At 66.9% G+C, this 16,251-nt stretch carries 14 protein-coding genes and 1 riboswitch; of the genes, 11 read left to right on the top strand and 3 right to left on the bottom strand.

The features are described 5' to 3' along the window. Positions 1-21: 21 nt before the first annotated feature. The 5 genes from AC6JAM_RS01925 to AC6JAM_RS01905 all read left to right on the top strand — a co-directional run bounded on the left by AC6JAM_RS01925 (position 22) and on the right by AC6JAM_RS01905 (position 5,863). Positions 22-1,518 carry a CitMHS family transporter gene (locus AC6JAM_RS01925; protein ID WP_497933884.1) on the top strand — a complete coding sequence of 499 codons (1,497 nt, stop codon included), beginning with the start codon at positions 22-24 and terminating at the stop codon, positions 1,516-1,518. A gap of 146 nt (positions 1,519-1,664) precedes the next feature. Further along, positions 1,665-1,961, top strand: a complete 297-nt coding sequence (gatC, locus tag AC6JAM_RS01920) for an Asp-tRNA(Asn)/Glu-tRNA(Gln) amidotransferase subunit GatC (protein WP_497933883.1) — start codon at positions 1,665-1,667, stop codon at positions 1,959-1,961. Between the two features lie 2 nt (positions 1,962-1,963). Continuing rightward, a complete protein-coding gene (gene gatA / locus AC6JAM_RS01915; RefSeq protein ID WP_495635515.1) occupies positions 1,964-3,538 on the top strand; it encodes an Asp-tRNA(Asn)/Glu-tRNA(Gln) amidotransferase subunit GatA in 1,575 nt (524 codons plus the stop codon). Continuing rightward, the gene (gatB, locus tag AC6JAM_RS01910; protein WP_018771894.1) at positions 3,538-5,046 is read left to right on the top strand and encodes an Asp-tRNA(Asn)/Glu-tRNA(Gln) amidotransferase subunit GatB; all 1,509 of its coding nucleotides are present in this window, start codon (positions 3,538-3,540) and stop codon (positions 5,044-5,046) included. Before gatA ends, gatB begins: the two co-directional genes overlap by 1 nt. A gap of 190 nt (positions 5,047-5,236) precedes the next feature. Further along, positions 5,237-5,863 carry a DUF5666 domain-containing protein gene (locus tag AC6JAM_RS01905; RefSeq protein ID WP_497933881.1) on the top strand — a complete coding sequence of 209 codons (627 nt, stop codon included), beginning with the start codon at positions 5,237-5,239 and terminating at the stop codon, positions 5,861-5,863. Between the two features lie 48 nt (positions 5,864-5,911). On the opposite strand, the gene AC6JAM_RS01900 is transcribed toward AC6JAM_RS01905, so the two are convergent. Further along, entirely contained in the window at positions 5,912-6,823 is a 912-nt protein-coding gene (locus AC6JAM_RS01900; protein ID WP_497933880.1) for a LysR family transcriptional regulator, read from the bottom strand. Positions 6,824-6,953: 130 nt separating this feature from the next. Between AC6JAM_RS01900 and tdh the strand changes: the two genes are divergently transcribed. The 6 genes from tdh to AC6JAM_RS01870 all read left to right on the top strand — a co-directional run bounded on the left by tdh (position 6,954) and on the right by AC6JAM_RS01870 (position 13,364). After that, a complete protein-coding gene (tdh, locus tag AC6JAM_RS01895) occupies positions 6,954-8,000 on the top strand; it encodes an L-threonine 3-dehydrogenase (RefSeq protein WP_134164499.1) in 1,047 nt (348 codons plus the stop codon). A gap of 8 nt (positions 8,001-8,008) precedes the next feature. Continuing rightward, a complete protein-coding gene (locus tag AC6JAM_RS01890; protein WP_134164498.1) occupies positions 8,009-9,205 on the top strand; it encodes a glycine C-acetyltransferase in 1,197 nt (398 codons plus the stop codon). 40 nt (positions 9,206-9,245) lie between these two features. Continuing rightward, positions 9,246-10,361, top strand: a complete 1,116-nt coding sequence (locus tag AC6JAM_RS01885; RefSeq protein WP_478222098.1) for an NAD(P)/FAD-dependent oxidoreductase — start codon at positions 9,246-9,248, stop codon at positions 10,359-10,361. Between the two features lie 11 nt (positions 10,362-10,372). Continuing rightward, the gene (gene hutI, locus AC6JAM_RS01880) at positions 10,373-11,584 is read left to right on the top strand and encodes an imidazolonepropionase (protein ID WP_497933879.1); all 1,212 of its coding nucleotides are present in this window, start codon (positions 10,373-10,375) and stop codon (positions 11,582-11,584) included. Between the two features lie 100 nt (positions 11,585-11,684). Continuing rightward, positions 11,685-12,473, top strand: coding sequence for a DeoR/GlpR family DNA-binding transcription regulator (locus AC6JAM_RS01875; RefSeq protein WP_018771901.1), 789 nt, complete (start codon positions 11,685-11,687; stop codon positions 12,471-12,473). Positions 12,474-12,584: 111 nt separating this feature from the next. Then, positions 12,585-13,364: a CPBP family intramembrane glutamic endopeptidase gene (locus AC6JAM_RS01870; protein ID WP_018771902.1), complete on the top strand. Its 780-nt coding sequence runs from the start codon at positions 12,585-12,587 to the stop codon at positions 13,362-13,364. Positions 13,365-13,409: 45 nt separating this feature from the next. Here AC6JAM_RS01870 and AC6JAM_RS01865 read toward each other — a convergent pair whose 3' ends face one another. Together AC6JAM_RS01865 and AC6JAM_RS01860 are read right to left on the bottom strand one after the other, a co-directional pair. Continuing rightward, positions 13,410-15,062, bottom strand: a complete 1,653-nt coding sequence (locus tag AC6JAM_RS01865; RefSeq protein WP_497933878.1) for an HNH endonuclease signature motif containing protein — start codon at positions 15,060-15,062, stop codon at positions 13,410-13,412. 189 nt (positions 15,063-15,251) lie between these two features. Further along, positions 15,252-15,890 (bottom strand): VOC family protein, encoded by a 639-nt coding sequence (locus AC6JAM_RS01860; protein ID WP_026266126.1) that lies wholly within the window; start codon positions 15,888-15,890, stop codon positions 15,252-15,254. A gap of 219 nt (positions 15,891-16,109) precedes the next feature. Next, positions 16,110-16,224, top strand: a riboswitch (SAM riboswitch). Positions 16,225-16,251 lie beyond the last annotated feature (27 nt).

Below are 16,251 nucleotides of genomic sequence, written 5' to 3'. Positions count from 1 at the left end.
GTTCACAAGAAGGAGCCGGCTGTGCTGGTAATACTTGGATTCGCCATGATCGCGGTATTCATGGTGCTGATCATGACGAAGAAGTTGACGCCAGTGCTGGCGTTGATCATTGTCCCTACTGTTTTTGGCCTTTTTGCCGGTGCCGGCCTCGGCATCGGCGACATGGTGATGGACTCCATGAAGTCCATGACCTCCACCGCGGCGCTGCTGATGTTCGCCATCATCTACTTCGGCCTGATGATCGACGTCGGGCTCTTTGACCCGCTGGTGAAGTTCATCCTCCGCAAGCTGGGCAACGACCCCGCCAAGGTTGTCCTGGGCACCGCCATCCTGGCGGCCGCCGTGTCGCTGGATGGCGACGGGTCCACCACGTTCATCCTCACCACGGCCGCCATGCTGCCGGTCTACCTGCGCCTCAAGATGAGCCCCGTGGTCCTCACCTGCGTGGCCGGCCTGGCCAACGGCACCATGAACATCCTGCCGTGGGGCGGCCCCACCGCCCGCGCCGCCACCGCCCTGAAGATCGACGTCAATGACGTCTTCGTCCCCATGATCCCGTCCCTGGTGGCCGGCCTGGTGGTCGTGTTCGCCTTCGCCTGGCTGCTGGGCCTGCAGGAGCGCAACCGCCTCCGTGCCACCGCTCCGGAAATCTGGGGCGTCCCGGAGACGGCGGCAGGGTTTGACGGAATGTCCGCCGGCGGTGCCTCCGCCGGCGGAACCGGCGGCACGGGTGCCGGAACCGGCCGCGGACGCCGGGGCAACCCCGGCGGAGCAGCCCCCGCCGTCGACGGCTCCCCGGCAGGATCCTCCGTGGCCGTACTGGACCGCGCCGACACCCTCATTGAGGACAGCGGCGCCGGACTCACCGACACCGCCCTTGACCCGAACCGCTCCACCCTTCGCCCCAAGCTGTTTTGGTTCAACCTGGCCCTGACCGTCGCCGTCATGGTGGTGCTCGTAGCCAACATCATCCCGCTGCCGTTCGTCTTCATGGTGGGGGCCGCAGTCGCCCTGCTGGTCAACTTCCCCAAGGTCAAGGACCAGGGCGCCCAGCTGATCGCCCACGCCCCCTCCATCGTTGCCGTGGTCAGCATGGTCATGGCCGCAGCCGTCCTCACCGGCGTCCTCAAGGGCACGGGCATGGTGGAAGCGATGTCCGCATGGCTGGTCCAGATCATCCCGTCCTCCATGGGCCCGTTCATGGCGGTCATCACCGGCATCCTGAGCATCCCCATGACGTTCTTCATGAGCAACGACGCCTTCTACTTCGGCGTCCTGCCGGTGCTGAGCGAGACCGCCGCCCACTACGGCGTTGGCGCCGCTGACATGGCCCGTGCCTCCATCACCGGCCAGCCGTTCCACCTGCAGAGCCCGCTGGTCCCTGCCATCCTGCTGCTGGTTTCGCTGGCCAAGGTGGACCTCGGTGACCATCACAAGAAGGTCCTGTGGCGCACTGCCGTCATCTCCCTGGTAATGCTCGGCGTCGGGCTGCTGACTGGAGCCATTGGTATCGGTTAGTCTTTAGCTGCCCGCGCTCCTGTCCCCGAGGCAGGACCGGGTAGGTAAGGTGCCCGTCTGACGCCCGCTGGGGGCCGTCAGACGGGCATCTGCGTTTCCGCACTAGACTGGATCGGAAAACAATCCGAACTTTGCAGGGGAGATCCATGGCTGAGATCAACCGTGACGACGTCGCGCATCTCGCGCGGCTCGCTCACATCGAGATGAGTGCCGAAGAGCTGGACAGGATGGCCGGCGAGCTCGCCGTCATCGTCGATTCGGTCAAGTCCGTCAGTGAGGCCGCCGGGGATGACGTCCCGGCCACGTCCCACCCCATTCCGCTCACCAACGTGTTCCGCGACGACGTTGTTGGACACACCTTCACGGCGGAACAGGCACTCTCCGGCGCCCCGGATTCCGATGACAACCGTTTCAAGGTCCCGGCCATCCTGGATGAGGCATAACCATGACTGAACACAACACCGCCGGCACCAGCGCCGACACCCTGATCCGCCTGTCCGCCGCGCAGCTGGCCGAAAAGCTCCACGCCGGCGAGGTCACCGCCGTCGAAGTTACCCAGGCCTACCTGGACCGCATCGCCGCCGTCGACGGCAAGGTCAACGCCTTCCTGCACGTCAACGCCGAGGAAGCGCTCGCCGTCGCCGCCGAGGTGGACGCCATCCGCGCCGCCGGCGGTGCTGAGGCCCAGGCCCTGCACGTCCTGGCCGGCGTCCCCATCGCCGTCAAGGACCTCATCGTCACCATCGGCCAGCCCACCACTGCAGGGTCCAAAATCCTCGAAGGCTGGCACAGCCCGTACGACGCCACCGTGGTGGAGCGCCTGCGCGCCGCGAAGATGCCCATCCTTGGCAAGACCAACCTGGACGAATTCGCCATGGGCTCCTCCACCGAGCACTCGGCCTACGGCCCCACCCGCAACCCCTGGGACCTGGACCGGATCCCCGGCGGCTCCGGCGGTGGCTCGGCTGCGGCGGTTGCCGCCTTCGAAGCGCCTCTCGCCCTGGGAACGGACACCGGTGGCTCCATCCGCCAGCCCGGTGCCGTCACGGGAACCGTTGGGGTGAAGCCCACCTACGGCAGCGTCTCCCGCTACGGTGCCATCGCCATGGCCTCCTCGCTGGACCAGATCGGCCCGGTCACCCGCACCGTGCTGGACTCCGCCCTGCTGCACCAGGTCATCGGCGGCCACGATCCCCGCGACTCCACGTCGCTGCCGGACCCCTTGGCAGACCTCGTGGCTGCCGCGAAGACCGGCAACGTCGATGGCCTGCGGATCGGCATCATCAAGGAACTTCACGGCGAGGGCTACCAGGCCGGCGTCGAAAACCGCTTCAACGACGCCCTGGAGCTGCTCAAGGATGCCGGCGCGGAGATCGTGGAGGTCTCCTGCCCCAACTTCCAGTACGCCCTGGGCGCCTACTACCTGATCATGCCGTCCGAGGCCTCTTCCAACCTGGCCAAGTTCGACGGCGTCCGGTACGGCCTGCGCGTCCTCCCCGAGGACGGGCCCATGACCATTGAACGCGTCATGGGTGCCACCCGCGCCGCCGGGTTCGGCGACGAGGTCAAGCGCCGCATCATCCTGGGCACCTACGCCCTGTCCGCCGGCTACTACGACGCCTACTACGGCTCGGCCCAGAAGGTCCGCACCCTGGTGCAGCGGGACTTTGACGCCGCCTTTGAACAGGCCGACGTCCTGATTTCACCCACCGCCCCCACCACGGCCTTCCCGCTCGGGGAAAAGCTGGACGATCCGCTGGCCATGTACCTGAACGACGTCGCCACCATCCCCGCCAACCTGGCAGGTGTTCCCGGCCTGTCACTGCCCGGCGGCCTGGCCGACGAGGACGGACTTCCCGTCGGCATCCAGCTGCTGGCCCCGGCCCGCGAGGACGCCCGCCTTTACCGGGTTGGCGCGGTCCTGGAATCGCTGCTCGAAGCCAAGTGGGGCGGCCCGCTGCTGGCCCAGGCTCCCGACCTTGCCGCAGCCGGTACCCTCGAAGCCCAGGAGGCAAAATAATGAACACCGAGGCAATCCTGAGCTTCGAAGAGGCCATGGAGAAGTACGACCCCGTCCTGGGCTTTGAGGTCCACGTGGAGCTCAACACCAAGACCAAGATGTTCTCCTCCGCACCCAACGTTTTCGGCGACGAGCCCAACACCAACGTCAACGAGGTGGACCTGGGCATGCCCGGCGTGCTGCCCGTGGTCAACAAGACGGCGGTGGAGTCCTCCATCAAGATCGGCCTGGCGCTGAACTGCAAGATCGCCGAATCCTGCCGCTTTGCCCGGAAGAACTACTTCTACCCGGACACCCCCAAGAACTTCCAGACCTCCCAGTACGACGAGCCCATCGCGTACGACGGCTACCTGGACGTGGAACTGGAGGACGGCACCGTGTTCCGCGTGGAGATCGAGCGCGCTCACATGGAGGAGGACGCCGGAAAGCTGACCCATATGGGCGGTGCCACCGGCCGCATCCACGGCGCCGACTTTTCGCTGGTGGACTACAACCGTGCCGGCGTCCCGCTGGTGGAAATCGTCACCAAGCCCATCGAGGGCGCCGGCTCCCGCGCCCCGGAACTGGCCAAGGCCTACGTGGCCGCCATCCGCGAGATCGTCAAGAACCTTGGCGTCTCCGATGCCCGCATGGAACGCGGCAACGTGCGGTGCGACGCCAACGTCTCGCTCCGCCCGCACGGCCGGGAACGGTTCGGTATCCGGTCCGAAACCAAGAACGTGAACTCGCTGCGCGCCGTCGAGCACGCCGTCCGCTACGAGATCCAGCGCCACGCCGCCGTCCTGGACTCCGGCAATCCCGTGGTCCAGGAGACCCGGCACTGGCACGAGGACACCCGCACCACCACGTCGGGCCGGCCCAAATCGGACGCGGACGACTACCGCTACTTCCCGGAACCGGACCTGGTCCCCGTGGTGGCGTCCCGTGAATGGGTGGAGGAACTGCGCGCCACGCTGCCAGAACCGCCGGCCGAGCGCCGCAAGCGGCTTAAGGCCGACTGGGGCTATTCTGACCTGGAATTCCGCGACGTGGTGAACGCCGGCGTCCTGGACGAGATTGAGGAAACCATCGCGGCCGGCGCGTCCGCGTCCGTGGCCCGCAAGTGGTGGATGGGCGAGATCGTGGGCCGCGCCAAGGCCGCCGACGTCGACCCCGGCCAGCTGGGCGTCCAGCCTGCCACCATCGTGGAGCTCAACCGCATGGTGGAGGCCGGCAAGATCAACAACAAGATGGCAACGGAAGTGCTGGACGGCGTGCTCGCCGGCGAAGGCACCCCCGAAGAGATCGTCGAGAAGCGCGGACTCGCCGTGGTTTCCGACGACGGCCCCCTCCTGGAAGCCATCGATGCCGCACTCGCTGCCCAGCCCGACGTCGCGGACAAGATCCGCGGCGGTAAGGTCCAGGCCATCGGCGCCATCGTGGGCGGGGTCATGAAGGCCACCCGCGGGCAGGCTGACGCCGCCCGCGTCCGGGAACTGATCCTGGAGAAGCTGGGCGTCACCGTCTAGCACTCCCATACCCAACTGGGTCGCAGCAGATGTCGTTTTGAGCGCTGATAACGACATTAACTGCGACCCAGTTGGGCTTTAAGTACTCAGGTGCCGCCGGCTGAAAGTACCCGTGGCTGCGCGTCCGCGGCGGACTTACACTTGAGCCCACGGGGCGCTGGTGCCCCGGCGGCGTGCGGGAGGAACAACCATGGTGGCAAGGGAACCGATGAGGGCGCGCAAGGCATTGCTTGCCGGGGCAGTGGCACTGGCGTTGACGGGTACAGGGACGGCCCTGGCGTGGTCCGCCACGGGCACGCCGACGCCGTCGCCCTCGCAAACGGCACCAGGCAAAGACACTGCGCCCGGCAAAGACACTGCACCCGGCCAGCAGGACAAGAAGGACCAGCAGGACAAGCAGGACAAGAAGGCCCAGCGTCCGCAGGCACTCCACGGCGAGGGCGTGGTCAAGAACGCCGACGGCACGTTCCAGACCGTCCTGGAACAGCGTGGGACGGTGGAATCGGTCAGCGATTCGGCCATCACCGTCAAAAGCGAGGACGGCTACTCCCAGACCTACGCCGTCAACGCCGATACCAGGATCACCATGTTTCCAACAGGCGACGACGGCAAGCAGCTTAAGCCGACGGACGGAACCACCGCAGACATCGCCGCCGGGGACACAGTACGCATCTCCGGCACCAAGGACGGGGACAAGGCAGCAGCCAAACGGATCGTGAAGGGTGCCGGTGACGGGCCTGGCCTTGGATTGGGACGCGGCCACGGCCTTGGACACAAGATGGGCAAGGGGAACCACCAGGACGACGAAGGGGCATAGCGTCCGGTTGCCCCTTGAGCTGCCCCTCCAGCGCGGGTTGAGCCCAGGTCAGCCCTGCCGCACCAGCCCGGCCATGATGTCCTCCAGCGCCTCGCAGACCATCACCACCGCCCGCCGTTTCAGGTTTTCCGGCCTGGCCAGCAGGTCTATCCTGCGGCGCGTGCTGATGCCTTCCAGGGGCCGCAGCACAATGCCCGGATTCAGGACCGGCCCTGCCGTGTACCTGGGCAGCAGCCCCACCACGCCGCCCGCGGCCACGAGCGCCGCCACCGTGAAGTAGTCGTTGATGCGGTGGACGATGTTTGGCTCCCGGCTGGACACGGCAGCGACGGCAGACAGGACATCGGCGGGGGAGTAGCCGGGGTGGCTGGTCACCCAGGCCTCGGCGCCGACGTCGTCCGCCGTGACCGTACTTTTTTGGGCCAACGGGTGGCCGGCGGGCAGGGCCACGTCCAGGGGCTCGTGCGCCAGCGGGATCACGGCCACGCGTTCCGCGGGCCAGCGGGGACTGTGGTCCATGCGGTGCGCCAGGACCAGGTCGTACCGGGCGGTGAGGGCAGGGAAGTCCTGCTGGGCAACATCCTCATCGGACAGTTCGATCCGGGGGTGTTCCGGCCGGTCCAGCATCCGTGCCAGCTGCGCGAACAGCGCCTGCCCGGCACTGTGGAAGCCGCTGAGCGTCACCCGGCCAGCCGGCGAGTGGTGGTAGGTGCCCAGGGCTCCGCGGGCGTCGGCCATGGCGCTGACGACGGCGGCGCCTGCGTCGGCGAGCACTTGGCCGGCTTCCGTGAGCACCAGGTTCCGGCCCTCCTTGCGTGTCAGCGGCACCTCGACTGTGCGCTGCAGGTGGGCCAGTTGCTGCGAGACCGCAGACGGGGTCACCATGAGGGTGTCTGCTACGGCCTTCACGCTCCCCAACGCGCCCAGTTCACGCAGGATCTCCAGCTGATGTATCTCCACCCCGCCAGTCTAATCATTAGCAATTCCTAAATCGTTGATTGAGAAAATTCCTGTTGTGCTAACGCTTTGCCGAGGCTTCAATGAGGAGGACAAGACCTCCAGATCTGAATGCCAAGAAGTAAGGACGCCAATGAAGGCCCTGTACAAGCCCGGCCCGCAGGCCGGATTCGAACTCGTCGACAGGCCCGAGCCGGAGGCCGGTCCGGCGGACGTGAAGATCCGGGTTATGACCACCGGGATCTGCGGCACGGACCTGCACATCCAGTCCTGGGACTCCTGGGCCCAGGGGATCATCGAAGCGCCCCTCATCGCCGGCCACGAGTTCTACGGCGAAGTGGTGGAGGTGGGCGAAGACGTCCGCGAAGTCAAGGTTGGCGACAGGGTCTCCGGGGAAGGCCACGTGGTGTGCGGCATTTGCCGGAACTGCCGCGCAGGACGCCGCCAGATGTGCATCCACACGGTCAGCGTGGGGGTCCAGCGCGACGGGGCTTTCGCCGAGTACGTGGTGATCCCCGAGACCAACGCGTGGGTCCACCACGACCCCTCCGTCACGCCCGAACTTGGCGCCATCTTCGACCCCTTCGGCAACGCCGTGCACACCGCACTGAGCTTCCCGCTGGTGGGGGAGGACGTCCTCATCACCGGGGCCGGCCCCATTGGCCTGATGGCAGTCGCCGTCGCCCGCCACGCCGGAGCCCGCAAGATCGCCATCACCGACGTCTCCCGGCCCCGGCTGGACCTGGCCCGGCAGCTCGGGGCCGACCTCGCCATCGACGTCTCCACCACGCGGGTCCGCGACGCCCAGCGCGAGCTCGGCATGCGCGAAGGCTTCGACGTCGGAATGGAAATGTCCGGCCACCCCTCCGCCCTGCCTGAGATGATCGACAACATGAACCACGGCGGCCGGATCGCCATGCTGGGGCTGCCCAGCCAGGAAATCATCATCGACTGGGGCAAAGTGGTCACCCACATGCTGACCCTGAAGGGCATCTATGGCCGGGAAATGTACGAAACCTGGTACGCCATGAGCGCCATGCTCTCATCCAACCCCGTGCTCCATGCGGGCATCTCCGCCGTGGTCACGGACACGCTTCCCGCCACGGACTGGGAGAAGGGCTTCGACATTGCCCGCAGCGGCGTGGGCGGCAAAGTAGTCCTCGACTGGACCCGACTGTAAGGAAACCCATGTACACCTCCATCAAGGACCAGCTTCGCGACGAGCTGGAGGAAATCCGCACCGCCGGGCTCTACAAGACCGAACGCAGCATCAGCTCGCCGCAGTCCAGCCACATCACCGCCGGACAGATCGGCGCGCCGGGTGCCGACGTGCTGAACTTCTGCGCCAACAACTACCTGGGCCTGGCCGACCACCCGGACATCATCAATGCCGCCAAGGCCGCCATGGATGAGCGCGGCTTCGGCATGGCCAGTGTCCGTTTCATCTGCGGAACCCAGGACCTGCACCTCAAACTTGAGGCCAGGGTTTCCGCTTTCCTGGGTACCGAGGACACCATCCTGTTCTCAAGCTGCTTTGACGCCAATGGCGGCGTCTTCGAATCCCTCTTCGGGTCCGAGGATGCGGTCATTTCGGACGCCCTCAACCACGCTTCCATCATCGACGGCATCCGGCTGTGCAAGGCGCGCCGCTACCGCTACGCCAACCAGGACATGGCCGAGCTCGAGGCCCGCCTGCAGGAGGCGCAGGACGCCCGCCGGAAGATCATCGTCACCGACGGCGTGTTTTCAATGGACGGCTACCTGGCTCCGCTGGAGGCCATCTGCGACCTCGCCGAAAAGTACGGCGCCCTGGTGATGGTGGACGACTCCCACGCCGTGGGCTTCATGGGCGCCACCGGCGCGGGCACCCCCGAACACGCCGGCGTGTCCTCCCGCGTGGACATCTACACCGGCACCTTCGGCAAGGCCCTGGGCGGGGCGTCAGGCGGCTACGTGTCCGGCCGCAGGGAGATCATTGCCATGCTGCGGCAGAAGGCGCGCCCCTACCTGTTCTCCAACTCGGTGGCTCCCGCCATTGTGGCCGCCACCCTCAAGGCTCTGGACCTGGTGGAAAACTCGGCCGACCTGCGCCGCCGTCTCTTCGAAAACGCCGAACTGTTCCGCCGCCGCATGACCGGGGAGGGCTTCGACCTGCTGCCCGGCGAACACGCCATCGTGCCGGTGATGTTCGGCGATGCCGTGATGGCCGCCAAGGTTGCCGACCGGATGCTGCAGCACGGCGTCTTCGTCACTGCCTTCAGCTTCCCCGTGGTTCCGCGCGGTGCCGCGAGGATCCGGGTGCAGCTGTCCGCCGCCCATTCAGCGGACGACGTCGAAGCGTGCGTTCGTGCCTTCGTCGCCAGCCGTGCCGAGGCAGCAGCCTGACGAAAGTTCCACCGGCCACGAACTCTGCAAGGATGGACGGATGGCAGCACATTACGATGTCCTGATCGTGGGCGGCGGCATTGCCGGCCTGTCCCTGGCCTCCGCGCTGGCCGGCCGCTGCAGCGTGGCACTGGTGGAGGCGGAGCAGGAGCTGGCGTACCACACGTCCTCCCGCTCCGCCCGGCAGCTGATCCCGAGCTACGGCCCTCCCGTGGTGCAGGAACTCACGCTCCGGACCCTGGAACTGATCGCGGCGCGGGACGCGGAACTGCCGGAACCGGTCCTGACGCCGCGCAGCTTCATGCTGATCGGCTCCGAGGCCGATGTTGCCGCGGAATCCAGCGGGCACATGCAGCCCATCGCCGTTGACCGCGCGCTTGAGCTGTGCCCGGCCCTGCTCCCGGGAACCTTCGCCGCCGCCGGACTGGATACTGGCTCGTTTGGCTGCAACGCGCCCCTGCTCCTGGACACGCACCGCAAGCAGGCACTCGAGGCCGGAGCCGATATCATCACCGGCGCACGGGTGCATTCGGCGCAACGGCTGGGTTCCGGATGGCAGGTAGGTGCCGGGGCCGAGGGCTTTGAAGCCGGCGTCCTGGTCAATGCAGCCGGGGCATGGGCTGATGAGCTCGCAGTGATCAGCGGCGTCGAGAAGCTGGGGCTGCAGCCGTACCGGCGCACTGCGGCGATTGCCGCCGTCGAACGCCCCCTGCCTGCCGCCACCCCGATGGTGGCGGCAGCGGACAATACCTTCTACTTCCGCCCTGACGGTGACGACGTCCTGGTTTCGCCGTCCGAAACCGTGCCCAGTGGCCCCGAGGACGCGCGGCCCCGGCCAGGCGACGTGGAGCGCCTGGTGGAAAAGCTGAACTCCATCACCAGCCTGGGAATCACGGGAATCCGCCGCGCCTGGACCGGCCTGCGCACTGAGGCCGCCGACGGGGTTCCGGTGGCGGGCTTCGATGCCGAAGCCCCCGGCTTCTACTGGCTCGTGGGGCAGGGCGGCTACGGCTTCCAGACATCCGCTGCGATGGCTGAGCTGGCGGCTGACCAGATCCTCGCCGGCCAGGGAGCGTCCGGAGGTGCCGCCGCCGACGGTCCGGAATCCCGGACAGCGCGGGCCCTTGCTGCCAGCCGCTGGTCCATCCGACGCTGAAGAATGGTTCAATGAGCACCCTGATCACCAATATTGCCGAGCTGATGACCCAGGACCTTGAACACCGGGTCCTGAAGGACGCGGCGGTAGTGGTCGAGGGCGAACGGATCTCGTGGATCGGCGCCGCGGCCGAGGCCCCGGCGGCGGACGAAGCCATCGACGCCGGCGGCCGCGCCATGCTCCCCGGATGGGTGGACTCCCACAGCCACCTGCTGTTCGCCGGGGACCGTACCGCGGAATTCGAAGCACGGATGGCGGGGGAGGCGTACGCTGCCGGAGGCATCGCCGTCACCATGAACGCCACGCGTGCCACGTCGGACTTTGACCTCACCCGCCTGGCCATGGGCCGGGTTGCCGAGGCAGTCTCGCAGGGAACCACTTACTTGGAAACGAAGACCGGCTACGGCCTGGATATCGGGAACGAGGCCCGCAGCGCGCGTATCGCCGCCGGCGTGGCGGACCAGGTGACCTACCTGGGCGCCCACCTGGTTCCTGCCGGACAGGACCCGGAGGAGTACACAGACCTGGTCTGCGGACCGATGCTTGATGCCGTCCGCCCCTACGTCCAGTGGGCCGACGTTTTCTGCGAGGAGGGCGCGTTTACAGCCGAACAGTCCCGCCGCGTGCTGACGGCCTGCCGCGACGCCGGACTGGGCCTGCGCGTGCACGGCAACCAGCTGGGTGAGGGCCCCGGCGTGCAGCTTGCCGTGGAGATGGCTGCCGCCAGCGTGGACCACGTCAACTACCTGGCCGGGCAGGACGTGAAGTCCCTTGCGGCTTCCTGGTCCGGGTGGGACCCCGCCACCGGCTCAGGCGAGCGGGGCACTGTGGCCACCTGCCTCCCGGCCTGCGACCTCTCAACCCGCCAGCCGCTGGCCCCGGCCCGCACGCTTCTCGACGCCGGTGTGCAGGTGGCGCTCGCTTCCAACTGCAATCCCGGAACGTCGTATACAAGTTCCATGGCATTCTGCGTCACCACCGCCGTCCTCCAGATGCACCTGAGCGTGCATGAGGCCGTCCGCGCGGCCACCTATGGCGGCGCACTGGCGTTGCATAAGGAAAGCGGGCGCGATGCGGACGGTGAACGCGCCGTGGGGTCCATCGCCGTCGGGCACCGCGCCGACCTGCACCTGCTCAACGCCCCGTCCGCAACGCATCTCGCTTACCGTCCCGGCATGCCATTGACGTACGCTGTGTGGCGGGCCGGAGCCAGGGAGCGGTAGGTCCATACCGTTTCTTGATTGTTCCTGACTGTTTTCCTTGAGTTATAATCAGGAAACGTCATCGATCGTGGTGGCTGATGTACGGAAAGGCCCCGCTTGCATGACGCGCACTGACCGGCTGACCGCGATTCTTGACCTGCTGGCCAGAACCGGCCAGGTGGAGGTCGACGAGATTGTCAGCACCCTCAACGTATCCCCGGCCACCGCTCGGCGTGACCTGGACAGCCTCGCCAAACGCCGGCTGCTGACGCGTACCCGCGGCGGCGCCACCACCGGTGCCCTGGCCTACGACCTCCCCGGCCGCTACAACCGCGACGACCACGCCGAAGCCAAGGAACAAATCGCGCAGTGCGCCTCGGCGCTGATCCGGCCCGGCGCTGTGATCGGCCTGTGCGGAGGGACCACCAGCACAGCGCTCGCCCAGATCCTGGCCACCCGGGAAGACCTGAACGCCCCCTCCAACCAGCCCACCCTCACCGTGGTTACCAATGCCATCAACATCGCGGGCCAGTTGGCCGTACGGCCCAACATCAAGGTGATGGTGACCGGTGGAATCCTCAACCCGCGGTCCTATGAACTGGTGGGACCCTATACGGACATCATCATGCAGAAGGTGGTGCTGGACATCGCCTTCATCGGCGTCAACGGCATCGATCCCGAAGTCGGGCCCACCAACACGGGGGAGGGGGAGGCCTCCGTCAATGCGCTGCTGGCCAGCAGGGCCAGGGTGTCCTACGTCCTGGCCGATTCCTCCAAAGTGGGCGTGCGGGCCTTCGCCACCATGGACGGCTACAACTTCACCCGGCTGATCACCGATGCCGGCATCTCGCCCCGCGACAAGGCTGCCTTTGAAGCCAACGGCACGGAAGTGATTGTCGCGCCCGCCTGACCCGAACTGCCGGCACCGGGCTCCTCCGGCGGCGCACCGCTGCCCGCTAACGACTGCGGACACCAGCCGCTCCATCAGGCCGGATCCAGAAACTGAAGGCAAGATGGGGACATGCTGGTTCCCTCCCGCCGTCGCCTTCGGCTCGAAGTATGGATCGTCCTGGGCCTGTCCCTGGGCCAGTCGGCTGTCTACTCCGTGGTGCAGCTGCTGGACAAGATGACACGTGCCCCGCTTGCCGAGGGCACGTCCACCCTGAACCGCTCCCAGAGCACCCGCGAATACTTCGACCTCACATATCAGCTGCTGGACATCATCTTTGCGCTGGTGCCCGTGCTGCTGGTCTTCTACTTCCTGACGGACCAGCGCCAGGCAGTGCCGGGCGAGGCGGGCAACTCCCGCTCTGCCTTTCAGAAACTGGGGTTCAATTTTGCCCGGCCCGGCAGGGATCTGCTCCAGGGCCTCGGACTGGCTGGACTGATCGGCATACCCTCGCTGGGTCTCTATGCGGCTGGCCGGGCGCTCGGAATTACCACCGCCATCATCCCCAGCGCCCTGGATGCCTATTGGTGGACCGTGCCTGTGCTCATCCTGTCCGCCATGCGGCACGCCGTGCTTGAGGAAGTCATTGTGGTGGGCTACCTCCTGGACCGCTTTGGCAAGTTCGGCTGGAGCATGCCGCTGGCCATTGCGGCGAGCTCCGTGCTGCGCGGCAGCTACCACCTTTACCAAGGCTTTGGTCCCTTCATTGGCAACGCCGTGATGGGCGTGGTCTTTGCCTGGCTGTACACCCGGACCCGCCGGGTCATGCCACTGGTCATCGCCCACGCCCTGCTGGATATCGTGGCCTTCGTTGGCTTCAGCCTGTTCGGCAAAGCCGTGGGGTTGGGGTAGGACCCTGGACACCAGCCTGGGCGACTCCAGCCATGCTTGTTGCTGTCACATCAGCGTCAGCAGCAACGGCCAGTCTGCTTGTGGGTCTGGTGGCAACACGAAGGGTTTCGCGTAGAAGTCGTCCCAGAGGGCATCAGCAGCGAAAAGGTCCTCCGGGTCCAGCAGGTTGTCGCCGTCGGGTTCCTCCACTTCCGGTTCCTCCATTTCCGGTTCCGGCCAGGCTGGAACGGCGGCAAGCGGCACTATTCCTGGCGGCCAGTGGGTTGGTTGGGGGTCTTGTTGTTCGGGGTTGTAGTGGCGGCCGGTGGGTGAGGTCCAGCCGGGTGGTCCGTTGTTGGTGGCGGGGTCGGGGATCCAGGCGCGGGCGTGCTTCAAACGGTGATGTTTGGGGCAAAGCTGCGCCAGGTTCCGGACGGCTGTTCTGCCGCCGTGTTCCCAGGCGGTGAGGTGGTCGGTGTGGTTGTCGGGGGTGTGGTTGCTGCAGCCGGGGAAGGTGCATTTTCCGTCCCGCATGCGGATCCATTGTTTGATGGTTTCGGGGAGCCGGTAGCGGGTGCGTCCGATCTCCAGGGGTGCCCCGTCGCGGGGGTCGACCAGGACGCGGTAGAACGACTCCGCCCCGTCCGCGACAAGCCTCCGCGCCATCGACGCCGGGATCGGGCCCAGGCCGTCCAGCACGGCCGGCTCATCGGTGAGGCCGAGCAGGGCGAAGACCGGGACGGTGACCAGGACATCGGCCCGCGGGGTGGGGACCTTGCCAACATCACCAGTGCTCCCTGTGCCGGAAACGCTGCCTGCGGCCGCCGTATCACCTGTAGCCCGTGCAGCCCCACCCGGAGCAGCCTCGGCCGTGGCCGTGGTGGTTCCGGCGCCGAGGAGGAGTGATGCTGCGATGTCGGGGCGGAGTTGGGTGAGGGAGCGGGGCTCGTCAGGGCCCTGCAGGCCGCGGGCGGTGGCGGTGGTGCGGTTCCAGATGGCGCAGGCGGTGTCGCCGGGGAGGTAGAGCGAGCGCCAGGCCATGCCGTCGCGGTCCGGGGTGTATTCCATCCGCCGGTCCGCGACGCCTTTGGCGTGGCGTTTTTCGAGGGTTTCGGGGTGGTGGCGTTCCCGCCAGGCGCGGACCTTGGCGCGGAACCGGGCAGGGACAAGTTCACCGGGCGCGGCGCCGCGGGCGGGGTTGGGGGCGTCGGGGTCGAAGAAGTGCGCCACCAAGGCAGCAGCCCCGTCAGGGGTGAGCCCCTCGGTTTCGTCGGCGACAATCCTGGCATGCTGCCACGACAGGTCACCGGCTGACAGGGCGCCCAGGAGCGGCGGCAGGGAACACACCCGGCGGGATTGTTCCACCAACCCGCCTGCGGCCGCGGAACTGATGCTCAGGACACCGGCGATCTCCTCCACCGTTGACATCTCCGAAAACATGCGCTCATCCACCGGGGCGTCAGGGGCAAGCAGTGCCTGCTGGAAACCGACGCACTCCACGGCATCACGAGCTTTGACCGCAGCGAGCTGAGCCTCGACCCGGGAGACTGCCTCCAGCCGTTCCAGCCGGAGCTCGTACCGCCGCTGCAGCACATCGACGTCAGCACCAACACCGGTCCCGGCGGCAAGGATATGATCCTCACGGTCCAGCGCATCGAGGGCAGCAACAGAGACAGAAACACCCTCCAAAACCACCCCAACATCCGTGCCGATTCCCATACCCACATCATCCAGCGAGGCACCGACATTCAGACCTGGATCGCAGCGATGTAGGAAGCAGCCACTTAAATGAATTCGGCCGCCATCGGGTAGTGACGCCGTTGTCACCACCTGATGGCGGCCGAAGCTGATCCGGGTACTGGCCCGGCGAACCCCCTCCCGGACATTCCGGGAGGCTGGGGTGGAGCGTCAGATGGTGACGGCTCCGTTGGCGGTTTCAAACGTGACCGACAGGATGCCCGGAGTTCCGTGCGGGGCGACCCACTCCACCGCAACGTCCTCAAGCGGCTTCTCCACCGGTTCACCCAGCCACTCGGTCACGCGGGACGCGGAGCCGGCGATGGTCAGGCAGCTCATCTTAAGATTGCTGGGGTAGGCGTTGGACGGGTGCAGTGCCGGGTCGCCTTCCCACTTGAGCATGTACGGCACCTGGGGATCGGCGATAAGGCCAAGGATGCCAATCTGTTTCCAGACCAGCTCCCGGCCGTCCGGGAACTTGCGGTTGCCGTTCACCGCGGCGCGGCCAAGGCGTGCCTCGAACGGGGCGAGGTCGTCCACTTCGACGCACCAGCCCATCCAGCCACCACCGGCCGCGGAACGGGCACGCACTGCCTGTCCGAACGGTGCCTTGTCCGAAGCCGGGTGGTCCAGGACCTCTACGACTTCCAGGTACTTGTGCCCGGCGAGCGGGATGATCATATTCCGGGTTCCGAACCGGGGGTGCACCCCGCCCTTCACTGCCTCAACGCCGAGGGCAGATGAAATACGTTCGGTAGTGGCCGCGAGGCCATCTTGTTCACAGGCGTAAGAGACGTGATCCATGCGCATGGCAACATCTTGGCACTTTGTGATCCGGCTCTCAGCTAAGGGTACCCTTACTGGAAAGGCGGCCGGGAAAAGGGCCGGGAACATGGGCAAGAAGGACGACGGCGGCGTCCCCGGCCGGGTGCGGGGCGGCCCACCTGTGGCGGCTCGAAAGCCATGCAGGGCGACCTTGTTCGTCACAATGCTGTCCACGGCGACTACCCCGTTCCTAGACTGGGCGCAGGTCATGAGCGCCAGCGCCAAGCCCCGGCTCGCTGGCCGGCAACCCTCCACCCGCGGTGGGGTGCCCCGGGTGAGGACCTGGCTGTCCGGCAAGAGCCGGAAGCAAGCGCGGCCCGTACTGCCCCACGCATTCCGGGCCCAT

The sequence above is a fragment of the Arthrobacter sp. GmRoot5-12 genome (genome assembly GCF_059739365.1).
Note: the sequence above shows the minus strand (reverse complement) of the source record. Positions and strands in the feature narration are given on the sequence as shown.

Excerpts from the sequence above, each read along its gene's own strand:
- AC6JAM_RS01870 (WP_018771902.1), top strand. The coding sequence starts at position 12,585 with ATGCTGGTTCCCTCCCGCCGTCGCCTTCGGCTCGAAGTATGGATCGTC.
- AC6JAM_RS01905 (WP_497933881.1), top strand. The coding sequence starts at position 5,237 with ATGGTGGCAAGGGAACCGATGAGGGCGCGCAAGGCATTGCTTGCCGGG.
- gatC (WP_497933883.1), top strand. The coding sequence starts at position 1,665 with ATGGCTGAGATCAACCGTGACGACGTCGCGCATCTCGCGCGGCTCGCT.
- AC6JAM_RS01885 (WP_478222098.1), top strand. The coding sequence starts at position 9,246 with ATGGCAGCACATTACGATGTCCTGATCGTGGGCGGCGGCATTGCCGGC.
- gatA (WP_495635515.1), top strand. The coding sequence starts at position 1,964 with ATGACTGAACACAACACCGCCGGCACCAGCGCCGACACCCTGATCCGC.
- AC6JAM_RS01875 (WP_018771901.1), top strand. The coding sequence starts at position 11,685 with ATGACGCGCACTGACCGGCTGACCGCGATTCTTGACCTGCTGGCCAGA.
- AC6JAM_RS01860 (WP_026266126.1), bottom strand. The coding sequence starts at position 15,890 with ATGCGCATGGATCACGTCTCTTACGCCTGTGAACAAGATGGCCTCGCG.
- AC6JAM_RS01865 (WP_497933878.1), bottom strand. The coding sequence starts at position 15,062 with ATGGGAATCGGCACGGATGTTGGGGTGGTTTTGGAGGGTGTTTCTGTC.
- tdh (WP_134164499.1), top strand. The coding sequence starts at position 6,954 with ATGAAGGCCCTGTACAAGCCCGGCCCGCAGGCCGGATTCGAACTCGTC.
- gatB (WP_018771894.1), top strand. The coding sequence starts at position 3,538 with ATGAACACCGAGGCAATCCTGAGCTTCGAAGAGGCCATGGAGAAGTAC.
- hutI (WP_497933879.1), top strand. The coding sequence starts at position 10,373 with ATGAGCACCCTGATCACCAATATTGCCGAGCTGATGACCCAGGACCTT.
- AC6JAM_RS01890 (WP_134164498.1), top strand. The coding sequence starts at position 8,009 with ATGTACACCTCCATCAAGGACCAGCTTCGCGACGAGCTGGAGGAAATC.